Here is a 25040-nt window from a genome sequence, read left to right as displayed (position 1 = left end):
TCGCGGCGGCGCACGTCATCGCGCCGCGCTGGGAGGACGGCGCGCCGCCGCCCTCGCCGGCTTCACGCCGCCATCATCGACTTCATGCCCATCATGTTCGGCATCATGCCGCCCATCATGCCCATGCCGGGCATCATGTTCATCATGCCGGGCATCATGCCGCCCATCATCGGCATCATCATGTTCGGCATCATGTTCATCATGCCGGGCATCATCATGTTCGGCATCGTGCCCATGCCGGGCATCATGTTCATCATGTTCGGCATCATGCCGCCCATCATGCCCATGCCGGGCATCATGCCGCCCATCATCGGCATCATCATGTTCGGCATCATGCCGCCCATCATGCCCATACCGGGCATCATGTTCATCATGCCGGGCATCATCGGCATCATGTTCATCATCGGCATCATGTTCATCATCGGCATCGAGCTCATCGGCATCATCATGGTGGAACCCTCCGTCTCCGTCGTTGTTTCTGAGAACGGATGTAATTGGCGGCGCGCACGCGAGCAATCGTGAAGGATAAGGACGGATCGCTTTCCTCCAGGGGAGCGGACGGGCGCGCCTCCCGAGCGGACAGTCCGCCGTATCTGGCGGAGGAGCGTCCACGATAGCGACGGACCGCGCGGCTGAGCCCGCCGCAGCAGCGACCGCGGGCGGCGGGTGAGCCGAGCGGGGCGGCGCCCGGGAGGCGCTCCTCCCGGGGTCAGCGGGCCTTCCGGCTCCCTCGCTTCGGGCCGCCTCGATCCGCCGACAGCTCGCCGCGGGCGCGCTCGATCCACCGGAGCTCCGCGTCGCACCAGGCGAGCCCGTGCTCGATGCTCAGCCGCCAGATGTCGCGCTCCCGCGCCGAGCGCGCCAGCGAGAAGATCTGCTCGTCCCCGAGCCGCCCCTCGTAATCGGCCCGGGTCGCCTCGATATCCCGGGCGTACCTCGCCAGGATGTCGTCGAGCTTCGCCGGCGGCACGTGCGCGGCGAACACCAGCTTGAGCAGCAAGGGGTGCCGCAGCATCAGCGGCTCGAGCGGCGCCTCGAGCCACGCCTTCAGCGCCGCTCGGCCCGGCTCCGTCAGGGAATACACCTTCCGGTCCGGCTTGCCGTCCCCCGGCACCGTCCGCGCCTCGACCAGCCCCTCGCCCTCCAGCGCGTGCAGCTCCCGGTAGATCTGGCTCTGCGTCACGGACCAGAACGAGCGCACCGACCCGTCGAACCGCTGCTTCAACGTATAACCGCTCGTCGGCTCGAACGAGAGGAAGCCCAGGATGGCGCCGCGGAGGGACATGGCGCCAGACCCTAGAGCACCTGTAGCATATATACAATGTGATATAGTAGATGGAGCGCCGCCGCGGGCGCCCGCGCGCGCCCCGCGGCCGGCGGTGGCGGCCGGCCAGGGCTCGGCTACACCGCGCGGATGCTCCGACGGCTCCGCGACTGGCTCGACCGCGCGCTCTCGCCCCGCGCGCCCGCGCCGCCCGCCCCTGCCGACCTCGAGGCGCCCGGGGCCGAGCCGCCGGAGGAGCCCGCTCCGCCGGGCGCCGATGACATCGTGGTCATGCCGATCGAGGACGCGATCGACCTGCACACCTTCGCGCCGCGCGACGTCGCGTCGGTGGTCGAGGAGTACCTCCACGAGGCGCAGCAGCGCGGGTTCCGCGAGGTGCGGATCATCCACGGCCGCGGCAAGGGCGTGCAGCGCCGGATCGTCCGGAGCGTCCTCTCGCGCCACCCCGCCGTGGACGGCTTCCGCGACGCCCCGGCCTCCCGCGGCGGGTGGGGCGCCACCGTCGTGTGGCTCAAGGCCGCGGGCGACGCGCCGCCCTAGCTTCACGCGTCGGGGTCCCTCGCGGGGCTGGCGGCGCGCGAAGCTGGCCGCCCGCGGGGCCACTTGGAACGACCGCAGTCTCCTGCGAAGATGGCGCGATGCCGCGCCCCCCCGCCACGCCCGACGCCCCCGGCCCTCTCGGCGCCATCTCCGCCACGGAGCCCCGCATCAAGGCCGACGTGGTGGCGGTGCCCCGCCTCGAGCTCTGCGTCGAGCGCGAGGCGGGGAAGCCCGCGAGCCGGACGATGGTCCTCGACGGCGACTTCATCCGCGTCGGCTCCCACCCGAGCAACGACCTCGTCCTCGCCGACCGCGCCGTCTCGCGCTTCCACTGCATCCTCGAGCGCGTCAAGGCGACCTTCCGGCTGACGGACGTCGGCTCGCTCAACGGGACCTACATCGCGGGCGTCCGCGTGCGGGACGCCGACGCCATCCTGCCGGAGTGTCGCATCGAGCTCGGCGAGTCGGTCGTGCGCATCCGCGACGCCGATGCCGTCGCCGAGACCGAGCTCGCGCGCGCGGCGAGCTTCGGGGCGCTCCAGGGCGTGTCGGTCCCCATGCGGCGCCTCTTCCCCATCCTCGAGCGCGTGGCGAAGAGCGCGCCCGACGTGCTCATCGAGGGCGAGAACGGCACCGGCAAGGAGGTCATCGCCACCGAGCTCGTCCAGCGCAGCGCGCGCGCCGACAAGCCGCTCGTCATCGTCGACTGCGGCGCCATCTCGCCGAGCCTCATCGAGAGCGAGCTGTTCGGCCACGTCCGCGGCTCGTTCACCGGCGCCTCGCGCGACCGCGCCGGCGCCTTCGAGGAGGCCGACGGCGGCACCGTCTTCCTCGACGAGATCGGCGAGCTGCCGCTGGAGATGCAGCCGAAGCTCCTCCGCGCCCTCGCCTCGCGCGAGGTGCGCAGGCTCGGCGAGAGCCGGGTGCGCAAGGTCGATATCCGGGTGATCGCCGCCACCAACCGGCGCCTCGAGCGCGAGGTGAACAGCGGCAGGTTCCGCGAGGACCTCTACTACCGCCTCTCGGTGCTCACCGTGCGCGTGCCGCCGCTCCGGGAGCGCAAGGAGGACATCGGCCTGCTCGTCCACTGCTTCCTCAACGAGCTCGGCGCCAGCGGCAAGGTGGACCTCTTTCCCGCCGAGGTGATCGAGGACATGAAGCGTTACGACTGGCCCGGCAACGTGCGAGAGCTGAGGAACTACGTCGAGCGCCGCGTCGTGCTCGGCGAGGGCGCCGCCATGGGGGCGACCGCGCCGGCCGAGCGCGGCGCCGCTCCGCCCGACTCCGCCGCCACGCCCGCCACGCCCGCCGCCCCCGCGCCGCCCGCCGCCGCCAACATCGAGATGCCCTTCAAGGAGGCGAAGGACGCCATCATCGACAGGTTCGAGCGGGACTACCTCGCCGCCCTGCTCGAGTGGTCGAACGGCAATGTAAGCCGCGCCGCACGCAAGGCAGGGCTCGACCGCATGTACCTCCACCGCCTCCTCCAGCGGCACGGCCTCCGGCGCGCCGCCGCCCTCGACTGAGCGGCGCCGCGCCGCGCCGGGCCGGCGAGTTCCCGGCTGCTTCCGCGGATCGGGCAGGGCGCCACGCGGCCGCACATGTCACAGTCGCGTCGCAATGGCGCGATCCGTCCGTGTGCGCAACCTCGCAAAATCCCTGAATGTTTCGGAGACCGATCTGCTCATGTGGCTGGCGGAGAACGCGCCCACCGCGGAGTTCCGGCACCCCGCGGATTTCCTCCCCGCGGACGTCGTGGAGCGCGCCCAGCAGGCGCTCGGCCGGTCTCCGCCGCCGGCGCCCGAGCCGGAGCCGATCGAGCGGCGCTGCGCCGGGTGCATGAAGCTGCCCGCGCGGGCCGCGGTGCGCCTCGTCGAGGTGGGCGCCGATGCAGTTTGCGACATGTGCGGCAGCTCTGCGAACAAGCGCGCGGCGCTCGCGATGATCGAGGCGTTCCGCGCGCGCGGGCTCCGGCGGCTGCTCGTCGTCGGCGGCGGGCCGGGCACGGCCGAGGACCTGCGGCAGCTGCTCTCGGGCGAGGTCGACATCCGCATCGTCGATGGCGAGGGCCACCGCAACGCGGCGAAGGCCGACGCCGATCTCCGCTGGGCCGATGTCGTCGCGGTCTGGAGCTCGACGATCCTCTCGCACAAGGTGTCGAAGCTCTACACCGATCAGCGCGCCACGTTCCGCGAGAAGCTCGTCACCGTCCCGAGGCGCGGCGTCGCCGCCCTCTGCATGGCGGTGGCCGACAAGGTGACCCCGCCGGCAGGATAGGTCCCGTCTCCCGCCTCGTGGGCCTCAGTACTTTTGCCCGGCACTCCAGCTCTCGAGTGTTCCGGGCGGCGGCCCATTTCGTCTGCTACCCGCGACACAGAGCGGCGGTCACCCGCACAGGAGACGGGCCCAGATCGGCGTTTTCGGCGCGGAGGCGTACTCCAGTACGCTGAGCACCGAAAACGTCGAGATGGGCCCGTATCCGAAGCGGGTGCCCGCCGCTCTAGCCGGCGCCTGCTTCGCCGGTCGCGCCCTCGTCAGGCCAGCTGCTCTTGTGCTCGGCGCTCGACTCCGGCGTCAGCGGCTTGCTCTGGTCGAGCACGCCGGGGATCACCTCGTTGCTCGACCCGCCCCCGCGCGGCGTGTCCACGGCCTCGTCCGCGTCGCCCTCGTCGAGGTCCTCGCCGCGCGCCGCCTTCTCGCGCGCCCCCGGGTTGCCAGCGCTGCCCTGAGGCGCCGCCGCGGGCGCGCTGCCCTGAGGCGCCGCCGGTGCTCCCCCCTGCCCCGCCCCGCCCGGATCGCCCACGGTGCCCTCGGAGATCCCACCGTAGCCGGGCGGGCTGCCAGCAGGGCTCTCGGCCGCTCGTCCTTCCCTCGTGCGCTCGTCTTGAGCCATGACGTGTCTCCTTCGCGCGGGGGTGCAGCAACAGACATGCCACTTGCTGGAGCGGAGACGGAGCGGATACAGATGGCGAGTCGGCGCGTCGTCGAGGAGCGTCGAGGAGCGGTCACTCAGGGCGGCTGTGGAGCCGCACGCGCCGGACGGTGCGCCGCGCGTGGGGCACCCAGCCGCGGAGGTGCCAGCGCGCGCACATGGCGAGGCCGCGGACCCACTCGTCCGCCGCGTAGGCCACCCAGATGCCGGCGAGGCCCCAGCCGAGGCGCACGCCGAGCAGCCACGACAGCCCGACGGCCACGGCGAACATCGAGAAGACGCCGAACCCGACCGGGAAGCGCGCGTCCCCGGAGGCGCGGAGCCCGTTGATGACGACCATGTTGATCGTGCGGCCCGGCTCGACCAGGAGGGTCAGCCAGAGCAGCTTGGAGCCGGTGGCGATCACCTCCGGATCGCGCGTGAAGAGGCCGAGCAAGCGGGGGCCGAGCAGCGCGGCGGTGAGCACCACGGTCACGCACACGCACAGCCCCACCGCCAGGCCGCCGCGCACCTGGCGATCGGCGCCGTGCAGCTCGCCGGCGCCGATGTGGTGGCCGACGACGATCTCGGTGCCGAAGCCGACCGCCAGGCCGAAGAGCAGCAGGAAGTGCACGATCTGCATCGTGTACGTGTGCGTGGCGAGCGCCGTCTGCCCCATGTTGGCGACCATGCCGAGGATGATCATGAAGCTGATGCGATAGACGACGTTCTCGCCCGCCCCCGGCAGGCCGATGTGCAGCATCTCGCGGAGGCGGTCGGGGCGGATGCGCCAGAAGTCATCGAAGCTCGGTCGGATGCCGAGGCGCGCGACCCAGAGCTGGAAGTGCATCCAGAAGGCGAGAGCGCGCGCGATGATCGCGGCGAGCGCGAGCCCGTTCATGCCGAACCCCGACCACCCGCCGACGCCGAACATGAGCGGCAGGTTGAGCGCCAGCTGCACGACGTACATGACGACGATGAGGCGCAGCGTGTCCCGGGTATAGGTGTGCGCGCGGAGCACCGAGCCCATCGAGAAGTTCACCGCGTCGAAGGCCAGCATCACGCCGACCGCGATCAGGTACGGCTGCGCGATCGGGAACAGCGACGGCGGCAGGCGCATCAGCTCGAGCAGGGGGCGCGCGCCGATCGCGATGATGGCGCAGCTGAAGAGGCCCATCCAGACGTTGGCCGCCAGCGACGCCCGCGCGACGTGCTCCGCGCCGACGCGGTCGCGCGCGCCGAGGTACTGAGTGACCACCACGCTCGCGCCGACGCTGACGAAGCGAAAGGTGATCATGAAGGTCAACATGATCTGATTGGACAGGCCGTACGCGGCGGCGGACTCGTCCGACAGGCGGCTGACCAGCCACAGTCCGAACATCCCGACGAGCATGTGCAGGAGGTGCTCGCTGAAGATGGGCCAGGTGATGTCGAGCAGCCGCGGGCGAGGAAGAGACGGTGCAGGGATGACTGATTCCAAAGCGCCGCATCCTACTCCGCCACGGGCCGTCTCGCCACGACGGAACACCGCGCATGGAGGGCGGTACCGGCGCCGCGCGCCGCGCGGTCGCGACCGAGCTGAGCGCGAGGGGCGGTCACGTGGTCGACGGGACGGCGACTGGGGTGGTTGTCGCCTGTCCGCGCACGGCTCGCTCGGTATCCGCGTCACTCGAGCGGCGCGCGAGGCGAGGAGCGGCGCCTCGCCATGGAGGCGCTGTGGGAGAGCTGCGCTCGCCCGGAGAGGGGAGATCGCAAAAGCGTGTCCGGGCATGCACTGTTGCATGCTTGTCCCTTCCCGGCTCCCCCTTGCCTCGATTACCCTGCAATGGGCGGAACAGGGCACCCTCGCCCCTCCGCGCTTGGAGGATCGAATGGTGAGTATGCATAGCAGCGCGAGATGGCTCCTGGCGGCGGCGGCCATGGCGCCGGCCGTCATCGTCGGGTGCTCTTGCGGCGATTCCGGCGGAACGGCCGCGAATGCGTCCGGCAGCGGCGGCGCCGGGGCCGGCGCCGGGGCCCACCAGAGCGCCGGGAGCGGCTTCGGAGGCGGGCCGTTCATCGCGGGCAGCGGCGGATCAGGCGTCGGCAGCGGCGGGTGCGAGGGGCTCGAGTGCCAGCAGATCGCGTGTGAGGGCGGCGGCAAGACCACCGTGAGCGGCACCGTGTACGAGCCCGCGGGTAACCTACCGCTCTACAACGTCATGGTCTACGTCCCGAACAGGGAGCTTGATCCCATCACCGACGGAGCGACCTGCGACCGGTGCGACGTGACGCTCTCCGGGGATCCGATCGCGACCGCGCTGACGGACACGAAGGGGCGGTTCGTGCTGGAGAACGTGCCTGTCGGCCAGGACATCCCGCTCGTCGTCCAGATCGGCAAATGGCGGCGCGAGCTCGTGCTGCCGCAGGTCGACGCGTGCGTCGATAACCCGATCGAGGACGGGACGGCGCGGCTGCCGCGCAACAAGGCGGAGGGCCATCTCCCGAAGATCGCGCTGACGACGGGCGGCGCGGACGTGCTGGAGTGCCTGCTGTACAAGATGGGAATCGACGCGGCGGAGTTCACGCCGGAGGCGGGGGACGGGCGGGTGAACCTCTTCACCGGGCGCGCCCTCGAGGGCGACAGCGCGACGAGCCGGTACCGCGACGGGCTGAACAACGGCGCGACCTTCTCCCACGCCCGCGACTTCTGGGGCTCGCTCGACAACCTGAGCCAGTACGACATGGTGATCCTGTCGTGCGAGGGGTCCGAGTTCGAGGAGGACAAGCCCGAGGCGGCGCTGCGCGCGATGTTCGACTACGCCTCCGCGGGAGGGCGCGTGTTCGCGTCGCACTGGCACAACACGTGGCTCCGGCTCGGGCCAGAGCGGTTCCCGGAGACGGCGGACTGGGACGAGGCGAGCGATCCCGACGACGGGCTCCCCGTGCTGGTGGACACGACGTTCCCGAAGGGCGAGGCGCTCCAGGACTGGCTCGTCACCGTGGGGGCGTCGACGGTGCCAGGGCAGATCGAGATCGATGATCCGCAGCACTGGGTCAACTCGGTCAACGAGGAGATCGCGACGCGGTGGCTCTACAACGACAAGAACGAGGAGTTCGACGCGCGCGCGGGGGTCAAGTACTTCACGTTCAACACGCCCATCGGCTCCCCGGAAGAAGCGCAGTGCGGCCGGTTCGTGTACACGGACATCCACGTGGCGGCGAGCGACGTGGCCGGGGCGCCGTTCCCGAGCGGCTGCGAGGACGGTGACGGGGAGATCCACGGGCTGTCGGCCCAGGAGAAGGCGCTGCTCTTCATGCTGTTCGACCTGTCGGCCTGCATCACCCCGGACGACGAGCCGCCGCCGGTCCCGGTGCCGAGGTGACGGGGCTCGCGAGCGCGTGACCAGCGTGGAGAGACCACGCGTGGGGAGACCGGCGTGGGAGCAGGGCGCGAGCCGCCCGGCCGCCGTGGAGGGAGCTCTCATTTCAGCGGCGTTTCGCTCTCGATAGTGCGAACGATAGTGACGCTCTGCGCATGGATAGGCCGTTGACCAGGGTGGTCATCTGACCACCAAGGGGAGCGCTGTATCCTGCGTGAAACGCGCCGAATAACTCCCGCTTGCTGCGGCAGACGCAGCGCAGCAGCGTCCGCTGCGCGGGCCTCGCGGAGTGGCATGCGTCTTGCGGAAATTTTGGTTGCTAGCACACCTCAGCTCGGTCCAGGCGGCACCGCGCCGACGTGACCTGACGCCGTCGACGGTGCTCCAGCCGCTCGAGCCACTCGGACGACAAGCGCTGCACACCGCAGCGGAGCGTGAGCGGGGTCTGCTGGTCCACAAGATCCAGTGAGTCAAGCCCCTTGATTATTGTGATACAGAGGGCTTGCCATGGCGCTGAACTCCCTCTTTAATGCCGCGCCATCCGGAGACTTTCCTTGGAGGACATGATGAAGAGCGTTTCGCTTCGCGGTGTGCTTGGCAGGTCGAAGTGGTCCTTCGGCCTCGCCGTGGTTGCGATGCAAGCAGCCGTGCTGATCGGCTGCGGTGACTCGTCGACGGACGAGGGCTCGGGCGGCGCAGGCGGCGCGGGTGGCGGCGGCGCGACGACGGGCACCGGGGCGACGACGGGCACCGGATCGAGCACGAGCACCACGGCGACCACGAGCACCACGGCGACCTCGAGCAGCACCACCACGGCGACCACGGGCACCGGGGATCCCCCGACGACGACGAGCACGAGCTCGGGGGGGGTGCCCACCGACGGGACGCCCGTCGAGCGCCACGGCCAGCTCCGGGTGATGAACGGCAACATCGTGGGTGAGCACGGCTCCCCGGTCCAGCTCAAGGGCATGAGCCTGTTCTGGAGCCAGTGGAGCAACTACTACAACGCCGACGTCGTCAAATCGATCGCGGACAACTGGGACGCGACCGTCGTCCGCGCCGCCATGGGCATCGAGAGCGAGGGCGGATACCTGGAGGACGCGAACGGCCAGAAGGCCAAGGCGAAGACCGTCGCCGACGCGGCGATCGCGAAGGGCATCTACGTGATCCTCGACTGGCACGATCACAACGCGCACCAGCACCTGGACCTCGCGAAGAACTACTTCCGCGAGGTGGCGAACACCTACAAGAACGTGCCCAACGTGATCTTCGAGGTCTTCAACGAGCCGCTCAACACGAACAACTGGCCCGCCGTGAAGCAGTACGCCGAGGCGGTGATCGGCGAGATCCGCGGCCAGGGCGCCAACAACCTCGTCATCGTCGGCTCGCCGAACTGGTCGCAGGACGTGGACGCCGCCGCGGACAACCGCCTCAGCGATCCGAACGTGGCGTATACCCTGCACTTCTACGCCAGCACGCACAAGGGCTTCCTGCGCGACAAGGCCACCTACGCCATCAACAAGGGGCTGGCGCTGTTCGTGACCGAGTGGGGGACCTGCTCGGCCGACGGCAACGGCACGCTCGATCTCGGCGAGTCGCAGACCTGGCTCGACTTCCTGGACTCGCACAACATCAGCTGGGCCAACTGGTCGCTGGGCGACAAGGCCGAGGCGTGCTCCGCCCTCAAGCCCAGGTCGAACCCGATGGGCAACTGGACGGACAACGACCTCACCGACTCGGGCAAGTGGGTGAAGAGCAAGATGGCGGAGTGATCCGCGCGCGCGTCCCCGGGCGCTCGCCCCGGTGACCCGGCCGCGACCGAGCCTGCCCGCGCCCTCGCTCTTCCGGGAGCTCCGGTGGAGCGAGGGCCCTCTCCCCCGCATCAGACACCCACTCACGAGCAGCCGCGACGGGTCGGCGCTCCTCGCAGGCGACCGCCGATCAAGCCTTTGGGCGTTCGAGCCCGGGGCGCCCGCGACCGCGAAACGCAGCCCGGGCGCACCGCCCCTCGCCGCTCACCCGCGCTCTCGCTTGCTCTCCACGGCCAGGGGCCGCCCGGCACAGAAGGGGCACTGGCCGTCCGAGCTCCAGTCGTCGTCATCGAGGCCGAGCGCCCGGAGCTGCTCGAGCTCCCAGGCGCGCGCCTCGGGCGAGAGCGGGGCGGGACAGGTGGACTTGTGGTCTCTCGGGCGGCTCAACATGGACGGTCCCGCTTGGCTGTGCTCCGGAGAGCGATTCAGGGATTTATCGCGTGCTGCCCTGCAGCGCCCGCGAAATCGGCCGAGCCGCGGCACGTCTGTCCACCGTCGAGGCGAACGGAAAAGACCCCTGGAGGACGGTCGATTGGCAAACGGGGAGCGCTATCCGGAACAGCTTGTGTGCGGCGCCGCGCTCAGCGAGCGGCCCCCGCGCGCAGCCGCTCGGCGACCTCGCGGCGGCGCAGCTTGCCGCTCGTCGTCTTGGGCAGGTCGCCCGGCGGGACCAGGACGACATGGTCGACGGTCACGCCGTTCGCCCGCAGCGCCTCGCGCACGCGCTCCGCGAGGCCGGCGTGCTCGGAGACGTCGGCGCGCGTCTCGGCCACCACGTAGACCGACTCGGTCTGGCGCTCCTCGACGAACAGCCCGACCGCGACGACGCACCCGGCCCGGATGCCGTCGACCCGGGCGGCGATGTCCTCGATCACCGCGGGGATCATCGTGTGCCCGCCCTTGATGATCACCTCCTTCTTCCGGCCGGTGACGAACAGCGCCCCGCCGTCGAGGAAGCCGAGGTCGCCCGTGCGCAGCCACCCGTCGACGAGCGCCTCGGCCGTCGCCTCGGGCTCGTCGAAATACCCCTCCATCAAGGTCTCCGAGCGCACCTCGATCTCCCCCACCGTGCGCTCGGGGACGGGGCTGCGCCCGGCGTCCACGATCCGGATCTCCGTGCGCGGGATCGGCCTGCCCACGCCGACGAGCTCCAGCGAGAGGGGGCCGGGCGCGGCCTCCTCGACGCGGCCCTCGCGCTCGAGCAGGACGCGATCGACCGTGAGGGCGCGCGGCGCGGCGAGCAGGTCGGGGAACGTGACGGCGACCGTCGCCTCGGCCAGCCCGTAGACGGGGAAGAACGCCTCGGCGCGGAAGCCCGAGGGCGCGAACGCGTCGGCGAAGCGGCGGAGCAAGGCGGGGGAGATCGGCTCCGCGCCGATCATCGCGCAGCGCCACGCGCTCAGATCGAGCCCCGCCTCCACGGCGCGGCGGGCGAGCCCGATGCAGATGGAATAGGCGCTCGGCGGCCCGAGCGAGATGGCGCCCCGGATGCTCGACATCTCCGCGAGCCACGAGAAAGGCCGCGTCCGGAACTCGAGCGGCGAGAGCATGTGGACAGGGAAGTCGTTGAACAGCGGGAAGAGCAGCCCGCCGACGAGGCCCATGTCGTGGTGGAGCGGCAGCCACGACACGCCCCCCGCGCCCTCGCCGCGCACCGGGAGCCGCTGGCTCATCGCGTCGAGGTGCAGCATCAGCCGCTCGTGCGGGATGACGACGCCGCGCGGGTGCCCGGTGCTGCCGCTCGTGAGCTGGATGAGCGCGGGGCCGGGCGCGCCGTCCGGGTCGGGCAGCGAGCCCGGCAGCAAGTCCGCGAGGCGGGCGTCGAGCAGCGGCTCGGCGGCGATCTGCACGATCTGCGAGACGTCATTCACCTCGCCCCCGCCGTCGCCCTGCGCGAAGCCGAGCAGCGCCGAGGAGACGACGAGCGCGCGCGCGCCGACGCGGGCGGCCGTCCGCCGGAGCTCGCCGAGGAACGCCGCGACGTCCGTGAGCCGGTAGGGCACGCCGACCTGGATCGGCACCGCGCCGAGCACCCAGACGCCGAACAGGCACGGCACCGCCACCTCGACGTCCGTCACGAGCAAGAGCACGCGGTCGCCCGGCCTCACCCCCGCCTCGGTCAGGCCCGACGCCGCCGCGCACGCGCGGCGCCAGTACTCGGCCCACGACCAGCCGACGAACTCGCCCTGCTGCTTGTGGTAAAACCCGAACCGATCCGGCGTGGCCTCGGCGCGGGCCCTGAGGAGGCCCGCGACCGTCCGCGCAGAGGGCGCGCGGCTCACGGCGCGCGCCCCGGCTCGGGCGAGGGCGCGACGCCGAGGCGCTCGCGGCCGCCGCCCTTCGTCGCGACGATCATGTACTCGAGCGCGGTGCGGCGCGCGAAGGAGAGCCGGCCCACGGTCATGTAGGTCTGGAGCAACCGCGAGAAGCCGGGCGCGCGCTCGTCGATCCGGGCGCGGTTCGCGCGCACGTTGTCGATCCACCGGGCGACCGTGTGCACGTACGAGCTCGTGAGATCCTCGACGCGCCGGATATCGAGGCCGGCCTGCTCGATCAGCCCGAGCTCCTCGGCGAGCGAGGTGAGGCGGCAATAGCCGAGCGCCTGGACGAAGATGTACTGCGTGGCGGCGCTCTCCCGGTCGCCGCGGGCGCGCGCGGGGAAGTAGCAGTCCGAGATGAGCAGCCTGCCGCCCGGGCGCAGCGCGGCCGCGATCTTCTGGTGGATCCGCTCGCGGTTGTGCATGTGCACGATGCTGCCCACGAAGAGCACGGCGTCGAGCGACCCGGGCTCGAGGTCGATATCCTCGATGTGCGCGAGATCGATGTGCACCCGCGAGGCGACGCCCGCCCTGTCGGCGCGGCGGAGCGCCTCCTGTCGCTGCTTGTCGCTCAGCGTGACGCCCCGGAAGTCCCCGCCGGTGTGCTGCGCAAGATAGATGAGGTTCGACCCCCAGCCGCACCCCACGTCGAGGACGCGCTCGCCAGGCTGGATGTCGAGCTCGCGACGGACCCAGTCGTACTTCCGCTCCTGCGCCGCCTCGAGGCTCTCGGCGGGATCGAGGAAGATGCCCGTCGCGTAGGCGAGGCGGCTGTCGAGGACCATGGAGAAGATCTCGGGGTCGTTCTGGTAATGGGCGGCCACCTCCCGCCGCTCGTGCTCCCGCTGCTCCTCGGGCGTGCGGGCGGCGGCCTCGCGCTCGGCGCGCGTGCGCGGCGCGGTCACGGGGCGCCTCCCCGGCCGCCCCGCGCCGCGAGCTGGGCCTCGACGAAGGCGATCACGTCGCCCACGGTGCTGATCTGCGCCTGGTCGGGCGCCGCGAAATCCGGTGCGACGATCTGGAATCGCTCCTCCAGCGCGACGTTGACCTCGATGAGCGCCAGCGAATCAACGCCGAGGCCGCTCTCGAGCGACAGGTCGGGAGTCACGGCGTCGACGCTCATCCCACATCGCTCTGCAATGATGGTGCGGACCTCGCGGGCGATCTCCGGATCTCCCCCGCCCGCCGCCTGCGGCTGCCTGCCTGGCGCCGCCTCGCTCTTCTTCATCGCGCTCTCCTGCTCTGGGTTCGGCGCGCGCGACCATCAACGCGTCAGCGCGAGACGAACTCCACGCCAGCGCCGGTCACGGCCGCAATGGGCCGTACCATGATTGCCATTCGTCGTCCATGACGGATGAGCACGCTCGCTCGTCGTGAAGCGGCTCAATCGCCGAAATCGCCGAAATCGCCTCCATCATCGAGCCCGCCGTCATCGAGCCCGCCGCCCTCATCGCCCCACGGATCGTCCGCGTCGCCCCCGTCGTCCACGTCGTCCGCCGCGGGCCCCTCGTCGCCCCCGGGATCGCTGTCGTTCAGGAGGTCAGGATTCGCGGCGGCCTCCTGGGCCGTGCCGAGCGGCATGCCCGCCGGGCTCACGAAGAGCACGTGGGGCGGCGTGAGCATGTGCATGAACGAGGAGATGAGCATCATGTCGAGCATCATCCCGAGCGGGCTGGGCGGGTAATAGACGACGAACGGGTCGTAGCCCGGGTGGGTGGGGTTCACCGGACGCTGCTCGACGGCCGCGCCATCGCCGACCGGCGCGCCCGGCGCGTGCACGACGCGCGCCTCGGCGTGGTGCTGCGCCACGCGCGCCTCCGGCATCGCCGCCTTGAGGGCGCCCTCGAGCCGCCCGACGAACGACTCGAACAGGAGCCGCGCCGTCTCGAACAGGGCCGGGTCCTTCGCGAGGGGCTCGACGCGCCGGCGGTAATCGTCCGCGGCCTCGCCGGCTCGCGGCTCGAGGTCGCGCAGGCGGCCGCCGACCGAGATGATCCCCGCCGGCTCGTCCTCGGCGTGCTCGGTGCGGGCCCGCGCCTCGACGACGAGGTGCAGCCCCGCCTCCTCGTGCTCGGCGGCGAACCTGAGCTCCTGAAAGCCGCGCCCGAACACGGCGGCGTGCTCGGACAGCGCGAGCACGAGATCGGGCAGGTCGTCCGGCTTGCCGTCGGTGTCCTGGAAGATGACCGTGTCGTCGATCACGAGCGAGAGGGCGTTGCCGACCCCGAGCTGGACGAGCGCCCGCCGCACCTGGTCGACCACGGCGGTGGCCTCGAGCTCGACGCGCATGCGATCCGTGTCGAGGTCCACCGCGGCGCCGAGGCCGCGCTTCAGCCTCTCCCAGAGGGTGGGGTCGCGCTGGATGATGCTGCCCTTGAGCGAAACGTGGATCTGTCCGGTGAGCCGCATGCGCGCTACTTAGCACCGGAGCGCCGGCGCCGTCCGCGCCGCCGCGCCGCCGCGTCAAACGCGCGACCCGGGCCGCGCGGCCCGCGCCGCCCAGGCGAGGCCCCGGCCGCGCGGCCCGCGCCGCCCAGGCGAGGCCCCGGCCGCGCGGCCCGCGTCGCCTAAACCGCGGTCAGCCGAAGTTGAGCCGCTGGGCGACGCGCTTGTACGCCTGCTCGACGACGCGGCGGGCGTGGTGGATGGCGTTCGAGTGGGGGAACTGCAGGGACGGCGGCGCGCCCTCGTCGGTCTCGGGCGACGCGTCCGCGAGCCGGCGCGCGAGGGCGCCCACGGTGTCGACCTCGAAATCCTTCGAGTTCTCCTTGAGGAAGCGGCAGAGGCCGCGGAGCCGCTCCACGTTGAGCCGGTTCGGGTAGCCGCGGCGCTCCGCCGCCGAGTCGAGGAAGTAGAACTCGAAGGAGTGGGTCACCAGCGTGACCTCCTTCACCCCGAGCGCGCGATAGCGGAGCAGACAGTGCTTGATCTCGTCGAGCGTCACCGCCGTGATCTGGAGGTGCCTGAAGCGCTTCGTCGGCTCGATGAAGTTCGTGACGGGCAGCTCGTACACCCCCTCCTCGGGCGTCTCGAAGAGGCCGAGCCGCGCGCCGGGATACTGCATCTTGCAGTTCTTGGTGAAGTAGCAGGGGTTGTAGTTGCTGCTCAGCACGAGCCCCGCCAGCTTCATCGCGCGCCAGGTGTCGTTGTTCGCGCCGAAGTTGCCGGCGCGGTAGCCGAGCAGCTCGCCCGCGGGGACGCCCGCGCGCACGAGCAGGTCGCGCCCCTCGAGGAGCAGCCGCGCCTGCTCCTCGACCGGGTAGTCGGCGATGTCGTCCGAGACGCGGGGCTCGCCGCGCGTGTGCCAGTCCGCGCGCCGCTGCACGGGGTGGACGTGGAGCTGCACGTCGTGGCCGCGGCCGTGGAGCGCCTGGCACACGTTCGTGAGCCCGTCCATCCCGAAGCTGTACGAGCCGATCGCCTCGACGAAGAACGTCCCGCGCTGCCCGTACGCCTCGAGCTCGCGCATGATGAGCTCGATGCCGAGGGGATCGCGCTGGTTGACGAAGCGGCCCCAGATGCGGAGGTCGTAGCCCATCGCGGGAGAGATGTTGTCGCCCGTGATGCGCTCTTCAGCGCACTCCACGTCCACGGTAATGTATACCCGCGTCCTCCCGTCAGCCATCGCCTGTACCTCCCTCACCGCGCTTCTGAAGAACCATCGTGACCGTCGGCGACACGAAGCCGACGTGCATCCCGAGCGGTCCGAGCACCCGGTTCGCCGCAGAGAACGCCATGAGCCGTGGCCCGGACATGCCCATCTTGGCCTTGAGATCGACGATCAGCCGGCCCCGATCCTGCTGCGAGATATCCGCATAGTCGCCGAACCCCCGCCGGAGCTGCCAGGGAAATACGCTGTAGATCGACCTGCCCGGGAAGAGCGGGCGCAGCGCGCGAGGCACGTAGTTCATCAGCGGGCGGCGGCTGTGCAGCTCGATCGGCCAGAGGCGGTTGCTCGTGCCGAGGATCACGATGAACCCCCACCGCTCGAGCACCCGGTCGATCTCGCGCTGGACGGCGCCGAGGGCGCCGGGCGGGATGTACTCGAGCACGCTGTTGCACGACACGAGCGCGAACTCCTCGTCCGCGAACGGCATCGAGGCTGTGTCGGGGACGTGAACGGCGCGGACCTTGTCCCCGACCCCGTGGCGCTCGGCGTTCAGCTGGGTCAGCTCGACGTACGCGGGGTCGACGTCGATCGCGGTCACGTCCGCGCCCAGGGTCGCGAGGACGACCGACGTCGCGCCGAGGTGGCAGCCGAACTCGAGCACCTTCTTGCCGCGGACGGACGTGAAGAGGTCGTCGTAGGCGTGGCGGCTGTGCCGCCATTCCCAGGCGACGTACCCTCCCACCCACGGGTCGTCCGGATCCCAGCCATGGCGGTGGGCGCACTCACGGAAGCGGCGGTCGGCGTCCGCGTCCTGGACCGACGGCGGGGAGAGGGGATTCTCGATGGGCTCGCTCATCGGGGAGGTTCAGGCGTCGGGCGTCCCCCCGGCCAGCCTGGGCGCCCTGTAGATGGCGAAAAGAAACGGGGAAAACCAGGGGTTCGTCTCGCCAGGGACCACCCGGCGCGCGATGGCCTTGAGCGGCGGGACGAGCTTCCAGATGACACGCCGCGCCAGGAGCGGCGCCTCATCGTCCAGCCAGAAATCGAAATGCCCGCCCGTGTACCGCGCCTGGACGATCTCGGCGCCGTTGCGCCGGGCGGCGGCCTCCAGGAACGGCAGGTTCATGATCCGCGTATTGTGGCCGTTCAGGTTCTTGCGATCGAGCAGCCAGTGGAGCGCCTTCTGCCCGCCGGCGAAGTTCGGCATCCCCACGACCACCATGCCCCCCGGCTTCACCATCTCGAAGTGCCGATCCACCACGGACGCCGCGTCACCGAAGTGCTCGATGAAGCCGAAGGAAGCAACGATATCGAATTTTTCCGCCGGCTTCCAGGAGAAGAAGTCCCCCTTCTCGATCTTGCCGACCCGGATGCCGCGCTTCGTGAGCTCGTGCTCGACGACCGCCGGCTCGCAGGCGTAATCGAGGCCGTAGGCCTCGTACCCGAGCTTCCCGCAGAAGTCGGCGAGGATGCGGCCCGGGGCACATCCGATCTCGAGGAACGACAACCCCTCTCCGCGCGGAAGGAACGGCGCGACGTCGTCGTAGATCTCGCAGCCGCCTCCCATGTCCTCGGCGTCGGCGTAGCCCTTCCAGTGGTTCTCCCAGTACTCCTGTGACGTGAGCTTCAACCTCGCCTCCTCGATGACCTGGCGCCGGGGACGGCTCCACCGGCGAACCGGACAGAGAACCGCAATCCGCCGCGCGTGACGGCGCGCGGTCGGTTGCGTCCCGAGAGCACTTCAAGTCGACGAATCCTAGAAGAGTGGAAGGGCCGTACGCAAGCCGGCCCTCCGCGTTCTTCCCCCTTCACCCGCCGGCGCGGCGCGCGGGGTGAAGAGGGGCCTGGTTTCGCGGGGCTCGCCCCTCGCCGTCGCCGCTAGCCGTCGCTCCTCATCCCGCGCGCGGCCTCGCCCGCCTTCAGGAGGCGGCGGTCTGCTGGAGGCGCTCGCGGAGCAGGACCTCGAGCGAGGCGAGCGCCTTCGCGAAGCCGTCGATGCCCTCGCTCAGCTTGTCGCTCGCCATCCGGTCGGCGGTGTGCATCGCGCGGAACGTCGCCTCATCCATCGTGATCTTCTCGATGTTCTGGGCGCGCGCGGCCTCGGGGTCGAGCTTCCGCGGCAGATCGCCGGGCGCGGAGGCGAGCTCGGCGAGCAGCTTCGGCGAGATCGTCAGGAGGTCGCAGCCGGCGAGCTCCTTGATCTCGTCGATGTTGCGGAAGCTCGCGCCCATCACCTCGGTCTTGTAGCCGTGCTTCTTGTAGTAGTTGTAGATCTTCGTGACCGAGACGACGCCGGGGTCCTCGGCCGGCGCGTAGCTCTTGCGGCCCGTGTCCTTGAGGTACCAGTCGAGGATGCGCCCGACGAACGGCGAGATGAGCGTCACGCCCGCCTCGGCGCACGCGATCGCCTGGTGCAGCCCGAAGAGCAGCGTCAGGTTGCAGTGGATGCCCTCCTTCTCGAGGACCTCCGCCGCGCGGATGCCCTCCCAGGTCGAGGCGATCTTGATGAGGACGCGCTCGCGCGAGACGCCGGCCTCCTCGTAGAGGCGGATGATGCGGCGGCCCTTCTCGATGGTCGCCTGGGTGTCGTAGGAGAGGCGCGCGTCGACCTCGGTCGAGACGCGGCCGGGGATGATCTTCAGGATGCGCAGGCCGAAGTCGACGGCGAGCCGGTCGAACGCGAGGCTCACGGCGTCGCCGGGCTCGTCGCCCCGGCTCGCCTCCTTCTGCGCCCACGCGAGCGCGCCGCCCACGATGTCCGTGTACTCGGCCATCTGGGCCGCGGCGGTGATGAGCGACGGGTTCGTCGTCGCGTCTTGCGGGCGGAACTTCTCGATCGAGTTGATGTCGCCGGTGTCCGCGACGACGACGGTGTACGCCTTGAGGCGATCCAGCAGGTTCTGGTCCATGGCGCCATTGTACGAGCAGCCGGGCAGGACGCCGCCACGCTTTCGTGGCCATCGTGTGAGGGGCCGCCCCTCCCGCTGGATGCACGGCCCGCGGTGGCCTATGGACAGCGCCCCGTGGACCCGCCCCCCGACGCCGTCGCGCAACACGTCCTCTCCGCCTACGACGACCGCCTGTCGGTCCTGCGCGCCGAGGCCAGCGCGCTCGAGCGCCGGTCGAGGACGTTCTCGGCGCTGCGCGGGGTCTCGTTCGTGGCCGCGGCCGTGACCGGGGGGTACGCGCTCTTCGGCGACGTGCCGCGGTGGGTCGCGTACGCCGCCATGGCGGTGACCGCGGCGTTCCTCGGGCTGCTCGTCGCGCACGCGCGGCTCGTCACCCGGATGACCGAGGTCGAGCAGCGCATCGGGCTCTACGTGCGCGGCAAGCGGCGCGTCGCCGGCGACTTCGCCGATTTCCCGGAGCAGGGCGCGCGCTTCGCCGCGCCGGACCACGACTACGCGGGCGATCTCGACGTGTTCGGGCCGGCGTCGCTGTTCCAGCTGCTCGACGTGGCCCAGACCGGCGAGGGCGAGGCCACGCTCGCGGCGTGGCTCGCGGAGCCCGCCCCGGCGCCCGAGGTGGCGGCGCGGCAGGCGGCGGTGCGCGAGCTCGCCGGCCTCGGCGCGTTCCGCGAGGATCTCGCGGTGGAGGGCATGCAGGCCGGGGCGCGCGGGCGCGAGGCCGGCGCGCTCATCGCGTGGGCCGAGGCGCCCCCGGCGCTGGCCTCCGCGGAGGCGCGCGTCGGCGGCCTCCCGGTGAGCGCGCTCCTGACCGCGGCGAAGGTGCTCGTGCCGCTGACGCTCGCGCTGCTCGCGGCGCCGAGGTTCTTCCCTGGCGCGGCGCTCGGGCTGCTGCGCCACGCCTGGCTCTTGCCGCTCTGCGCCCAGTTCCTCGTGCTGCTCGCGCTGCGGCCCGCGATCGCGCCGATCATCGCGGCGGCGTCGTCGCGCGAGGCGCCGTTCGCGCGGTACCGGCCGCTCCTCGCCCGCATCGAGCAGCAGGCGTTCTCGTCGGCGCTGCTCAACGAGCTCAAGGCCGCGCTCGCCGGGCCCTCGGGCGTGCTCGCCTCGCGGGAGATGACGGCGCTCGAGACCCGCGTGGGCTACGCGGACCTGCGCCACAGCGGGCTCATCCACCTCGTGGCGGACATCTTCCTGCTCTGGGACGTCTGGTGCGCGCTCGCCCTCGAGCGGTGGAAGCTGCGCGCGGGCCAGCACGTCAAGGCGTGGATGCGGACGCTCGGGCAGGTCGAGGCGCTCGCGAGCCTCGCGACGTTCGCGCACGAGAACCCCGACTACGCCTACCCCGAGGTGCGGGACGGCGAGCCCCGCTTCGCGGCGACGCGGCTCGGCCACCCGCTCCTCCCGCGCGACCGCCGGGTGACGAACGACGTCTCGCTGGAGGGCGCGGGCGCCGCGCTGCTCGTGACGGGCTCGAACATGTCGGGCAAGAGCACGCTCCTGCGCGCGGTCGGGGTGAACGCCGCGCTCGCGCTCGCGGGCGCGCCGGTCTGCGCGTCGTCGCTCTCGATGTCGCCGGTCCGCGTCCGGACGAGCATGCGGATCAAGGACTCGCTCGAGCACGGCGTCTCGCACTTCTACGCCGAGCTGACCCGCCTGAAGCGCGTCGTCGACGGCGCGGACGGGGGCGAGCGGGTGCTGTTCCTGCTCGACGAGATCCTCCACGGCACGAACGCGCGGGAGCGCCAGATCGGGGCCAGGGCGGTCGTGCGGCACCTCGTGGAGCGGGGGGCCATCGGCGCCGTGTCGTCCCACGACATGGGGCTCGCCGTGCTGGAGCAGGAGACCTCGGGCCGGGTGCGCAACATGCACTTCGAGGAGCTCGTGGTCGATGACCGGATGACCTTCGACTACAAGCTGAAGCCCGGCGTCGTGACGAGCGCGAACGCGCTGCGGCTCATGAAGATCGTCGGGATCGACCTCGACTACTCCGAGGGCGAGCGCGCCGCCGAGCCGACGGCGGCGGCGCCGCCGCCCGTGGCCTGATCGAGCGGCGCGGCGCTCGTGCCCCGCGAGAGCACCTCCTGCGCGAACGCGACGATCCGCTCGGCGAAGCGGCGCGGGTCGTCGACGTGCGGGCAGTGGCCGATGCCCTCGGGCTCCTCGATCTCCACGTGCGGCGGGAGGTGCCGCCGGTAGTACGCGAGGTTGGCGCTCGGCATCAGGCGGTCCGAGCGGCCCCAGATGAGCAGGATGGGCATGGAGAGGGAGCGCAGCTGCTCGGGGGTGAAGGCGTGGTCGCACCGGGCCGAGGTCGTGAAGGAGACGATGGTCTCGCGCGAGAACATCTGCACGACGTCGCCGGCGACGAGCGGGGTGAACCAGGGGACGCGGTGGTAGAGGCGCGCGAAGAACGCGCGCGCGTCGGCCCGCGACCGCAGCTTGAACACGCGGAGCAGCTCCGCCAGCTCCGTCTCATCCATGCAGGCGCCGGCCGGCGACGCGAGCACCAGCGCGCGCACGCGGTCCGGCGAGCTCAGCGCGAAGTTCACGGCGACGGCGCCGCCGAGGGAGTTGCCGACGACGATGGCGGGCTCGTCGAGCTCGCGCTCGAGCAGCTCGTTCATGGCGGTGGAGAGGCACTCCGGCGTGAACGCCGACGCCGGCGGCGCGCTCCACCCGTGCCCCGGCGCCTCCGCGGCGATGACGCGGCGGGCGCGCCGCCGCAGGCGCTGCAGCACCGGCGCGAAAGGGAGCGCCGAGGAGCCGATGCCGTGGAGCAGGACCACGGTCGGGAGCGGGCCCGTGCCCGCGGCGTCGTAGAGGTGCAGCCTGCAGACCGACGTGTCGACCCAGCGGCTCTGCACCCCGGACCTGTTCAGCGCCCCCTTGGCGAGGCGCTCGGCGAGCGGGAGGATGCCCATCCGCCGGGCATAGCAGATCGAGGGCGTCCCCGCGCGGGCGGCAGCGCGAGGCGGGAGGGCGCGCTACGCGAGGCGCGCGGGCGGCAGCGCGAGGCGGGAGAGCGCGCTGCGCGATGGCCTAGATGGCCTCGATGGCCTCGATGGGCAGATGCGCCGCGCGCGGCCCGGGCCGCGCCCGATTTCCGTTGAGCTCCATGGGATTCCGCGCCACACCTCCTCCCGTGCGCTCGTTGCTCCTCGCCGCCGCCGTCACCCTTGTCGCGTGCTCGCGCCCCGAGCCGCCGACGCTCAAGCCCGAGGTCGCCGCGGTGACCGCCGTCACCGCCCAGGGCATCGATCTCCGGGTCCAGATCCAGGTGTACAATCCGAACAGCATCGATCTCTCGACGCGCTCGGTGAAGGCGAACGTGCTGCTCGACGGCAAGTACGACGTCGGCACCGTGACCGTGCCCGCGCCGCTCAAGCTGTCCGCGAAGCAGTGGACTCCGCTCCAGGTGCCGCTCTCGGTGAAGTGGCAGGATCTCGCCAGCATCGCGGCGCTGACGGCGCAGGGCCGGGGCGTCCCGTACCAGGTGAACGGCACCGTCGCGGTCGGCGGGGAGACGCTCAACGTGGATCTTCCGTTCCGCCTCGCCGGGACGATCACGCACGATCAGCTCGTCGCGGCGGTCGGGAAGTCGCTGCCCGGCCTGGGCCTGCCCGGCCTGCGCTGAGCAGGGCGGGCGGGGGGCTCGCTGGATGGAGGCGACGTCGCGCGGGCTCGAGCGCTTCATGAGGGCGCGACCCGCCGGCGCTCACCGGCTCACGTACGTGGACCTCACGTGAGCGGTCCGAAGCGCTTCTCGTAAGCTGCGAGCTTGTCCGCGAGCGTCTGCGCCCGCTCCTCCGCCGCGCGGGCCTGCTCCTCCGCCGCGCGGGCCTGCTCCTCCGCCGTGGGAAGCACGCGCCCCTCGGCGTCGAGCCAGCGGAGCCACTTCCCTTTGCTGCCCAGGTACAGGCCTTCGCGCACGCCGAGACGCAGCCCGAGCTGCTGGCTGACCAGCTCGCCGTCCGCGTTCGAGACCATGCTCTCGTAGCTGCGAGAGCCGATGTCGAGCACATGCCCTTCCAGCACGTTCTTCATCGGATCGAACATGAAGTACTCCGGCACGCGCAGCACCTTCGCGTAGATGCGCATCTTCTCGCCGCGATCGACCGACTCCGTGCTCTCCGAGAGGAGCTCGATCACCAGATCGGGTGTCCTGCCGTTCTCTTGCCACACGACCCAGGACTTCCTGTCCCGGCGCACCGTGTCGAGCACCACGAAGACGTCCGGACCACGGAAGTCGTTCTTCATGGTCTGGAGCTCGCTGAAGTAGATCGCCATGTTGCCGCTGACATAGACGTCGTCGCGACCTTTCCAGAAGAGGTCGAGCGACTCGATCAACAGGAGCATCTGCTTGCGGTGGCGATCGCTCTCCATGGGCTCACCGTCGTCGTGGGGGAGCTCGTCCTCTCCGGGCGGCGGGATCGGGACGAGCGAGGTCTCGCTGGCGTACGGCATGGGGGCTTCCTCGGCGCGATCCTACCAGATTCCAGGGGGGCCGCAGCCGCGATGGCGGATGACCCCTCGCGCGGCGCGACCTTGCCTCTCCCGCGGCGGCGCGCTCGGATCGAGCTGGTAGGTAGACGGCGCGCCGTCCTGCCGAGAGCCCGGCGCCTGTTGTGGCGAGCCCGTAATGCTTGCAGAATCGGGCCAGAGGAGACCTCCGTGCCCGTCCACGAGTACATCTGTCGCGCGTGTTCCCGGTCGTTCGATGAGCTCGTCTTCGATAGCGCCGCCCCGCCCTGCCCCACCTGCCAGGCCGCCGACGTCGAGCGCGTCCTCTCCCTCTTCGCGGTCGGGCGCGGCCAGGGTCCGGCGGCCGTGCAGGCCGCGGGGTCGTGCGGCAGCTGCGGCGACCCGCGCGGCCCCGGCGCCTGCGGGCTGAGCTGAAGCGTGCCCGCCCCGCCCCGCCGCCGCGCGCGCGCGCACGTCGAGCCTCCCGCCGCGGCGGCACCGCCGCCGGATCGCGCCGCCGCATGTCCGGCGGCCTGATCTTCCACGACGGCGGCGGCGGCCCCGTCGCCCGCTGCGCGCGCTGCGGCGCCGAGGCGGCGGGGCCGTGCGCGCGCTGCCACGCGCCCGTGTGCGGCGACTGCTGCGTGCTCACCGAGGGCGGCGCGCGGGTCTGGGCGATCTGCCTCGCGTGCAAGGATCGCGGCGGCCGCTCGCTGCGCCGGGGCTGGGCGACGGTCCTCGGGTGGATCGCGCTCCCGATCGCGGCGCTCGCGGCCCTTGTCGCGCTGCTCGAGTGGCTGCACAGGTGACGAGGAGACCGGAGGACCCATGTTCAGCGTGAAAGAAATCCAAGGCGCGATCCCCACCGTGGAGCTCGCCGACACCGACGCCGCGAGCCGCGCGGTGCTGGCCCCGGCCCGCGGCGGCATCCTGACCGAGCTGACCGTCGGCGGCCGCGAGCTGCTCTACCTGGATCGCGCCACGTTCGACGATCCGACCGCCAACGTCCGCGGCGGCAACCCGGTGCTCTTCCCGTCCCCGGGCAAGCTCGCCGGCGACGCCTGGTCGACGTCCGGCGCGGCGGGGCAGATGCGGCAGCACGGCTTCGCGCGCACCCTGCCGTGGTCGCTCGACGACCGCGGGACCCTCGCGTCGGGCGGCGCCTACGCGCGCCTCGGGCTGCGCTCGAGCGAGGCGACCCGCGCGCAGTACCCCTGGGACTTCCGCGCCGAGTTCACCTACACGCTGCGCGGCAGGGCGCTCCGGATCGATCTGCGCATCACCAACGAGACCGGCGAGGGCGCGCCGCCGATGCCGTTCGGGGCCGGGTTCCACCCGTACTTCGCCGTCTCCCAGGCCGACAAGCCCCGGGCCTCGATCGAGACGCGGGCGACGCGCGCGTTCGACAACACCTCGAAGAAGGAAGTCCCCTTCTCCGGCTTCGACCTGACCCAGCCCGAGGTCGACCTCCACCTGCTCGATCACGGCTCCACCGAGAGCGCGCTCTCGATCGCGGGCGACCCCGCGGTGCGCATCGCCGTCCGCGGCTCGCCCGAGTTCACGCGCTGGGTCGTGTGGACCCTGCGAGGCAAGGACTTCGTCTGCCTCGAGCCGTGGACCTGCCCCGCCAACGCGCTCAACACCGGAGAGCACCTCATCCACCTGCCGTCGCGACAGACGCAGGAGCTCTGGATCGAGCTCTCCGCCTGAAGCCGCCCTGCGGGCGCGCCTTCACGGTTGACGGCCAGCCGGAAAGCGCGTGAGATCCGCCGATGACTTCTGCTGCTCACCTTACCGCACATCGATCCCTGCTTGCCCGCTGCCGAGCGCTGC

Annotated in this window: 25 protein-coding genes; 11 read left to right on the top strand and 14 right to left on the bottom strand. The window is 71.5% G+C overall.

Annotated elements, in window-relative coordinates:
- Nucleotides 1-84 precede the first annotated feature (84 nt).
- The gene (locus WME85_RS10260; protein ID WP_437837413.1) at nucleotides 85-522 is read left to right on the top strand and encodes a hypothetical protein; all 438 of its coding nucleotides are present in this window, start codon (nucleotides 85-87) and stop codon (nucleotides 520-522) included.
- Nucleotides 523-709: 187 nt separating this feature from the next.
- Here WME85_RS10260 and WME85_RS10255 read toward each other — a convergent pair whose 3' ends face one another.
- Complete coding sequence (locus tag WME85_RS10255; RefSeq protein WP_437837412.1) at nucleotides 710-1285, bottom strand: PadR family transcriptional regulator; 576 nt, start codon at nucleotides 1283-1285, stop codon at nucleotides 710-712.
- A 129-nt stretch (nucleotides 1286-1414) separates the two neighbouring features.
- Here WME85_RS10255 and WME85_RS10250 point away from each other — a divergent pair, with 129 nt between their 5' ends.
- The 3 genes from WME85_RS10250 (at nucleotide 1415) to WME85_RS10240 (ending at nucleotide 4102) form a co-directional block, all read left to right on the top strand.
- Nucleotides 1415-1825, top strand: coding sequence for a Smr/MutS family protein (locus WME85_RS10250; protein ID WP_437837411.1), 411 nt, complete (start codon nucleotides 1415-1417; stop codon nucleotides 1823-1825).
- 98 nt (nucleotides 1826-1923) lie between these two features.
- Entirely contained in the window at nucleotides 1924-3351 is a 1428-nt protein-coding gene (locus WME85_RS10245; RefSeq protein WP_437837410.1) for a sigma 54-interacting transcriptional regulator, read from the top strand.
- 160 nt (nucleotides 3352-3511) lie between these two features.
- Entirely contained in the window at nucleotides 3512-4102 is a 591-nt protein-coding gene (locus WME85_RS10240; protein ID WP_437837409.1) for a hypothetical protein, read from the top strand.
- Between the two features lie 223 nt (nucleotides 4103-4325).
- Here WME85_RS10240 and WME85_RS10235 read toward each other — a convergent pair whose 3' ends face one another.
- The gene (locus WME85_RS10235; RefSeq protein WP_437837408.1) at nucleotides 4326-4718 is read right to left on the bottom strand and encodes a hypothetical protein; all 393 of its coding nucleotides are present in this window, start codon (nucleotides 4716-4718) and stop codon (nucleotides 4326-4328) included.
- A 112-nt stretch (nucleotides 4719-4830) separates the two neighbouring features.
- On the bottom strand, nucleotides 4831-6216 hold the full coding sequence (locus WME85_RS10230; RefSeq protein ID WP_437837407.1) for an MATE family efflux transporter: 1386 nt from the start codon (nucleotides 6214-6216) through the stop codon (nucleotides 4831-4833).
- 400 nt (nucleotides 6217-6616) lie between these two features.
- Here WME85_RS10230 and WME85_RS10225 point away from each other — a divergent pair, with 400 nt between their 5' ends.
- Together WME85_RS10225 and WME85_RS10220 are read left to right on the top strand one after the other, a co-directional pair.
- Nucleotides 6617-8101 carry a carboxypeptidase-like regulatory domain-containing protein gene (locus tag WME85_RS10225; RefSeq protein ID WP_437837406.1) on the top strand — a complete coding sequence of 495 codons (1485 nt, stop codon included), beginning with the start codon at nucleotides 6617-6619 and terminating at the stop codon, nucleotides 8099-8101.
- A 560-nt stretch (nucleotides 8102-8661) separates the two neighbouring features.
- Nucleotides 8662-9870, top strand: a complete 1209-nt coding sequence (locus tag WME85_RS10220) for a glycoside hydrolase family 5 protein (protein WP_437837405.1) — start codon at nucleotides 8662-8664, stop codon at nucleotides 9868-9870.
- A gap of 243 nt (nucleotides 9871-10113) precedes the next feature.
- On the opposite strand, the gene WME85_RS10215 is transcribed toward WME85_RS10220, so the two are convergent.
- From WME85_RS10215 to WME85_RS10175, 9 genes are all read right to left on the bottom strand, one after another.
- The gene (locus WME85_RS10215; protein ID WP_437308927.1) at nucleotides 10114-10299 is read right to left on the bottom strand and encodes a hypothetical protein; all 186 of its coding nucleotides are present in this window, start codon (nucleotides 10297-10299) and stop codon (nucleotides 10114-10116) included.
- Nucleotides 10300-10490: 191 nt separating this feature from the next.
- Nucleotides 10491-12191, bottom strand: coding sequence for an AMP-binding protein (locus WME85_RS10210; RefSeq protein ID WP_437837404.1), 1701 nt, complete (start codon nucleotides 12189-12191; stop codon nucleotides 10491-10493).
- Entirely contained in the window at nucleotides 12188-13132 is a 945-nt protein-coding gene (locus tag WME85_RS10205) for an SAM-dependent methyltransferase (RefSeq protein ID WP_437308925.1), read from the bottom strand. Before WME85_RS10205 ends, WME85_RS10210 begins: the two co-directional genes overlap by 4 nt.
- Nucleotides 13129-13455, bottom strand: coding sequence for an acyl carrier protein (locus tag WME85_RS10200; protein WP_437837403.1), 327 nt, complete (start codon nucleotides 13453-13455; stop codon nucleotides 13129-13131). Before WME85_RS10200 ends, WME85_RS10205 begins: the two co-directional genes overlap by 4 nt.
- Nucleotides 13456-13610: 155 nt before the next feature.
- Entirely contained in the window at nucleotides 13611-14636 is a 1026-nt protein-coding gene (locus tag WME85_RS10195) for a hypothetical protein (RefSeq protein ID WP_437837402.1), read from the bottom strand.
- A 169-nt stretch (nucleotides 14637-14805) separates the two neighbouring features.
- Nucleotides 14806-15852 (bottom strand): polysaccharide deacetylase family protein, encoded by a 1047-nt coding sequence (locus WME85_RS10190; RefSeq protein WP_437837401.1) that lies wholly within the window; start codon nucleotides 15850-15852, stop codon nucleotides 14806-14808.
- Entirely contained in the window at nucleotides 15845-16693 is an 849-nt protein-coding gene (locus WME85_RS10185) for a class I SAM-dependent methyltransferase (protein WP_437837400.1), read from the bottom strand. The genes WME85_RS10190 and WME85_RS10185 overlap by 8 nt, the downstream gene beginning before the upstream one ends.
- A 9-nt stretch (nucleotides 16694-16702) precedes the next feature.
- Entirely contained in the window at nucleotides 16703-17467 is a 765-nt protein-coding gene (locus tag WME85_RS10180) for a class I SAM-dependent methyltransferase (protein WP_437837399.1), read from the bottom strand.
- Between the two features lie 289 nt (nucleotides 17468-17756).
- Entirely contained in the window at nucleotides 17757-18746 is a 990-nt protein-coding gene (locus WME85_RS10175; protein WP_437837398.1) for a transaldolase, read from the bottom strand.
- Nucleotides 18747-18860: 114 nt separating this feature from the next.
- On the opposite strand from WME85_RS10175, the gene WME85_RS10170 reads away from it, so the two are divergent.
- Nucleotides 18861-20789, top strand: a complete 1929-nt coding sequence (locus tag WME85_RS10170; protein WP_437837397.1) for a MutS family DNA mismatch repair protein — start codon at nucleotides 18861-18863, stop codon at nucleotides 20787-20789.
- Here WME85_RS10170 and WME85_RS10165 read toward each other — a convergent pair.
- Nucleotides 20729-21667, bottom strand: a complete 939-nt coding sequence (locus WME85_RS10165; protein WP_437837396.1) for an alpha/beta fold hydrolase — start codon at nucleotides 21665-21667, stop codon at nucleotides 20729-20731. The genes WME85_RS10170 and WME85_RS10165 overlap by 61 nt on opposite strands.
- Before the next feature lie 194 nt (nucleotides 21668-21861).
- Here WME85_RS10165 and WME85_RS10160 point away from each other — a divergent pair, with 194 nt between their 5' ends.
- A complete protein-coding gene (locus tag WME85_RS10160) occupies nucleotides 21862-22380 on the top strand; it encodes an LEA type 2 family protein (RefSeq protein WP_437837395.1) in 519 nt (172 codons plus the stop codon).
- A 104-nt stretch (nucleotides 22381-22484) separates the two neighbouring features.
- Here WME85_RS10160 and WME85_RS10155 read toward each other — a convergent pair whose 3' ends face one another.
- Nucleotides 22485-23210, bottom strand: a complete 726-nt coding sequence (locus tag WME85_RS10155) for a Uma2 family endonuclease (protein ID WP_437837394.1) — start codon at nucleotides 23208-23210, stop codon at nucleotides 22485-22487.
- Nucleotides 23211-23417: 207 nt separating this feature from the next.
- Between WME85_RS10155 and WME85_RS10150 the strand changes: the two genes are divergently transcribed.
- The 3 genes from WME85_RS10150 (at nucleotide 23418) to WME85_RS10140 (ending at nucleotide 24917) form a co-directional block, all read left to right on the top strand.
- Nucleotides 23418-23642, top strand: a complete 225-nt coding sequence (locus tag WME85_RS10150; RefSeq protein WP_437837393.1) for an FmdB family zinc ribbon protein — start codon at nucleotides 23418-23420, stop codon at nucleotides 23640-23642.
- Between the two features lie 86 nt (nucleotides 23643-23728).
- Nucleotides 23729-24016 carry a hypothetical protein gene (locus tag WME85_RS10145; RefSeq protein WP_437837392.1) on the top strand — a complete coding sequence of 96 codons (288 nt, stop codon included), beginning with the start codon at nucleotides 23729-23731 and terminating at the stop codon, nucleotides 24014-24016.
- Between the two features lie 19 nt (nucleotides 24017-24035).
- A complete protein-coding gene (locus WME85_RS10140; RefSeq protein ID WP_437837391.1) occupies nucleotides 24036-24917 on the top strand; it encodes a galactose mutarotase in 882 nt (293 codons plus the stop codon).
- Nucleotides 24918-25040: the final 123 nt, after the last annotated feature.

Source organism: Sorangium sp. So ce1153, assembly GCF_051521595.1.
In the GTDB taxonomy this organism is placed as follows: Bacteria; Myxococcota_A; Polyangia; order Polyangiales; family Polyangiaceae; genus Sorangium.
Note: the sequence above shows the minus strand (reverse complement) of the source record. Positions and strands in the feature narration are given on the sequence as shown.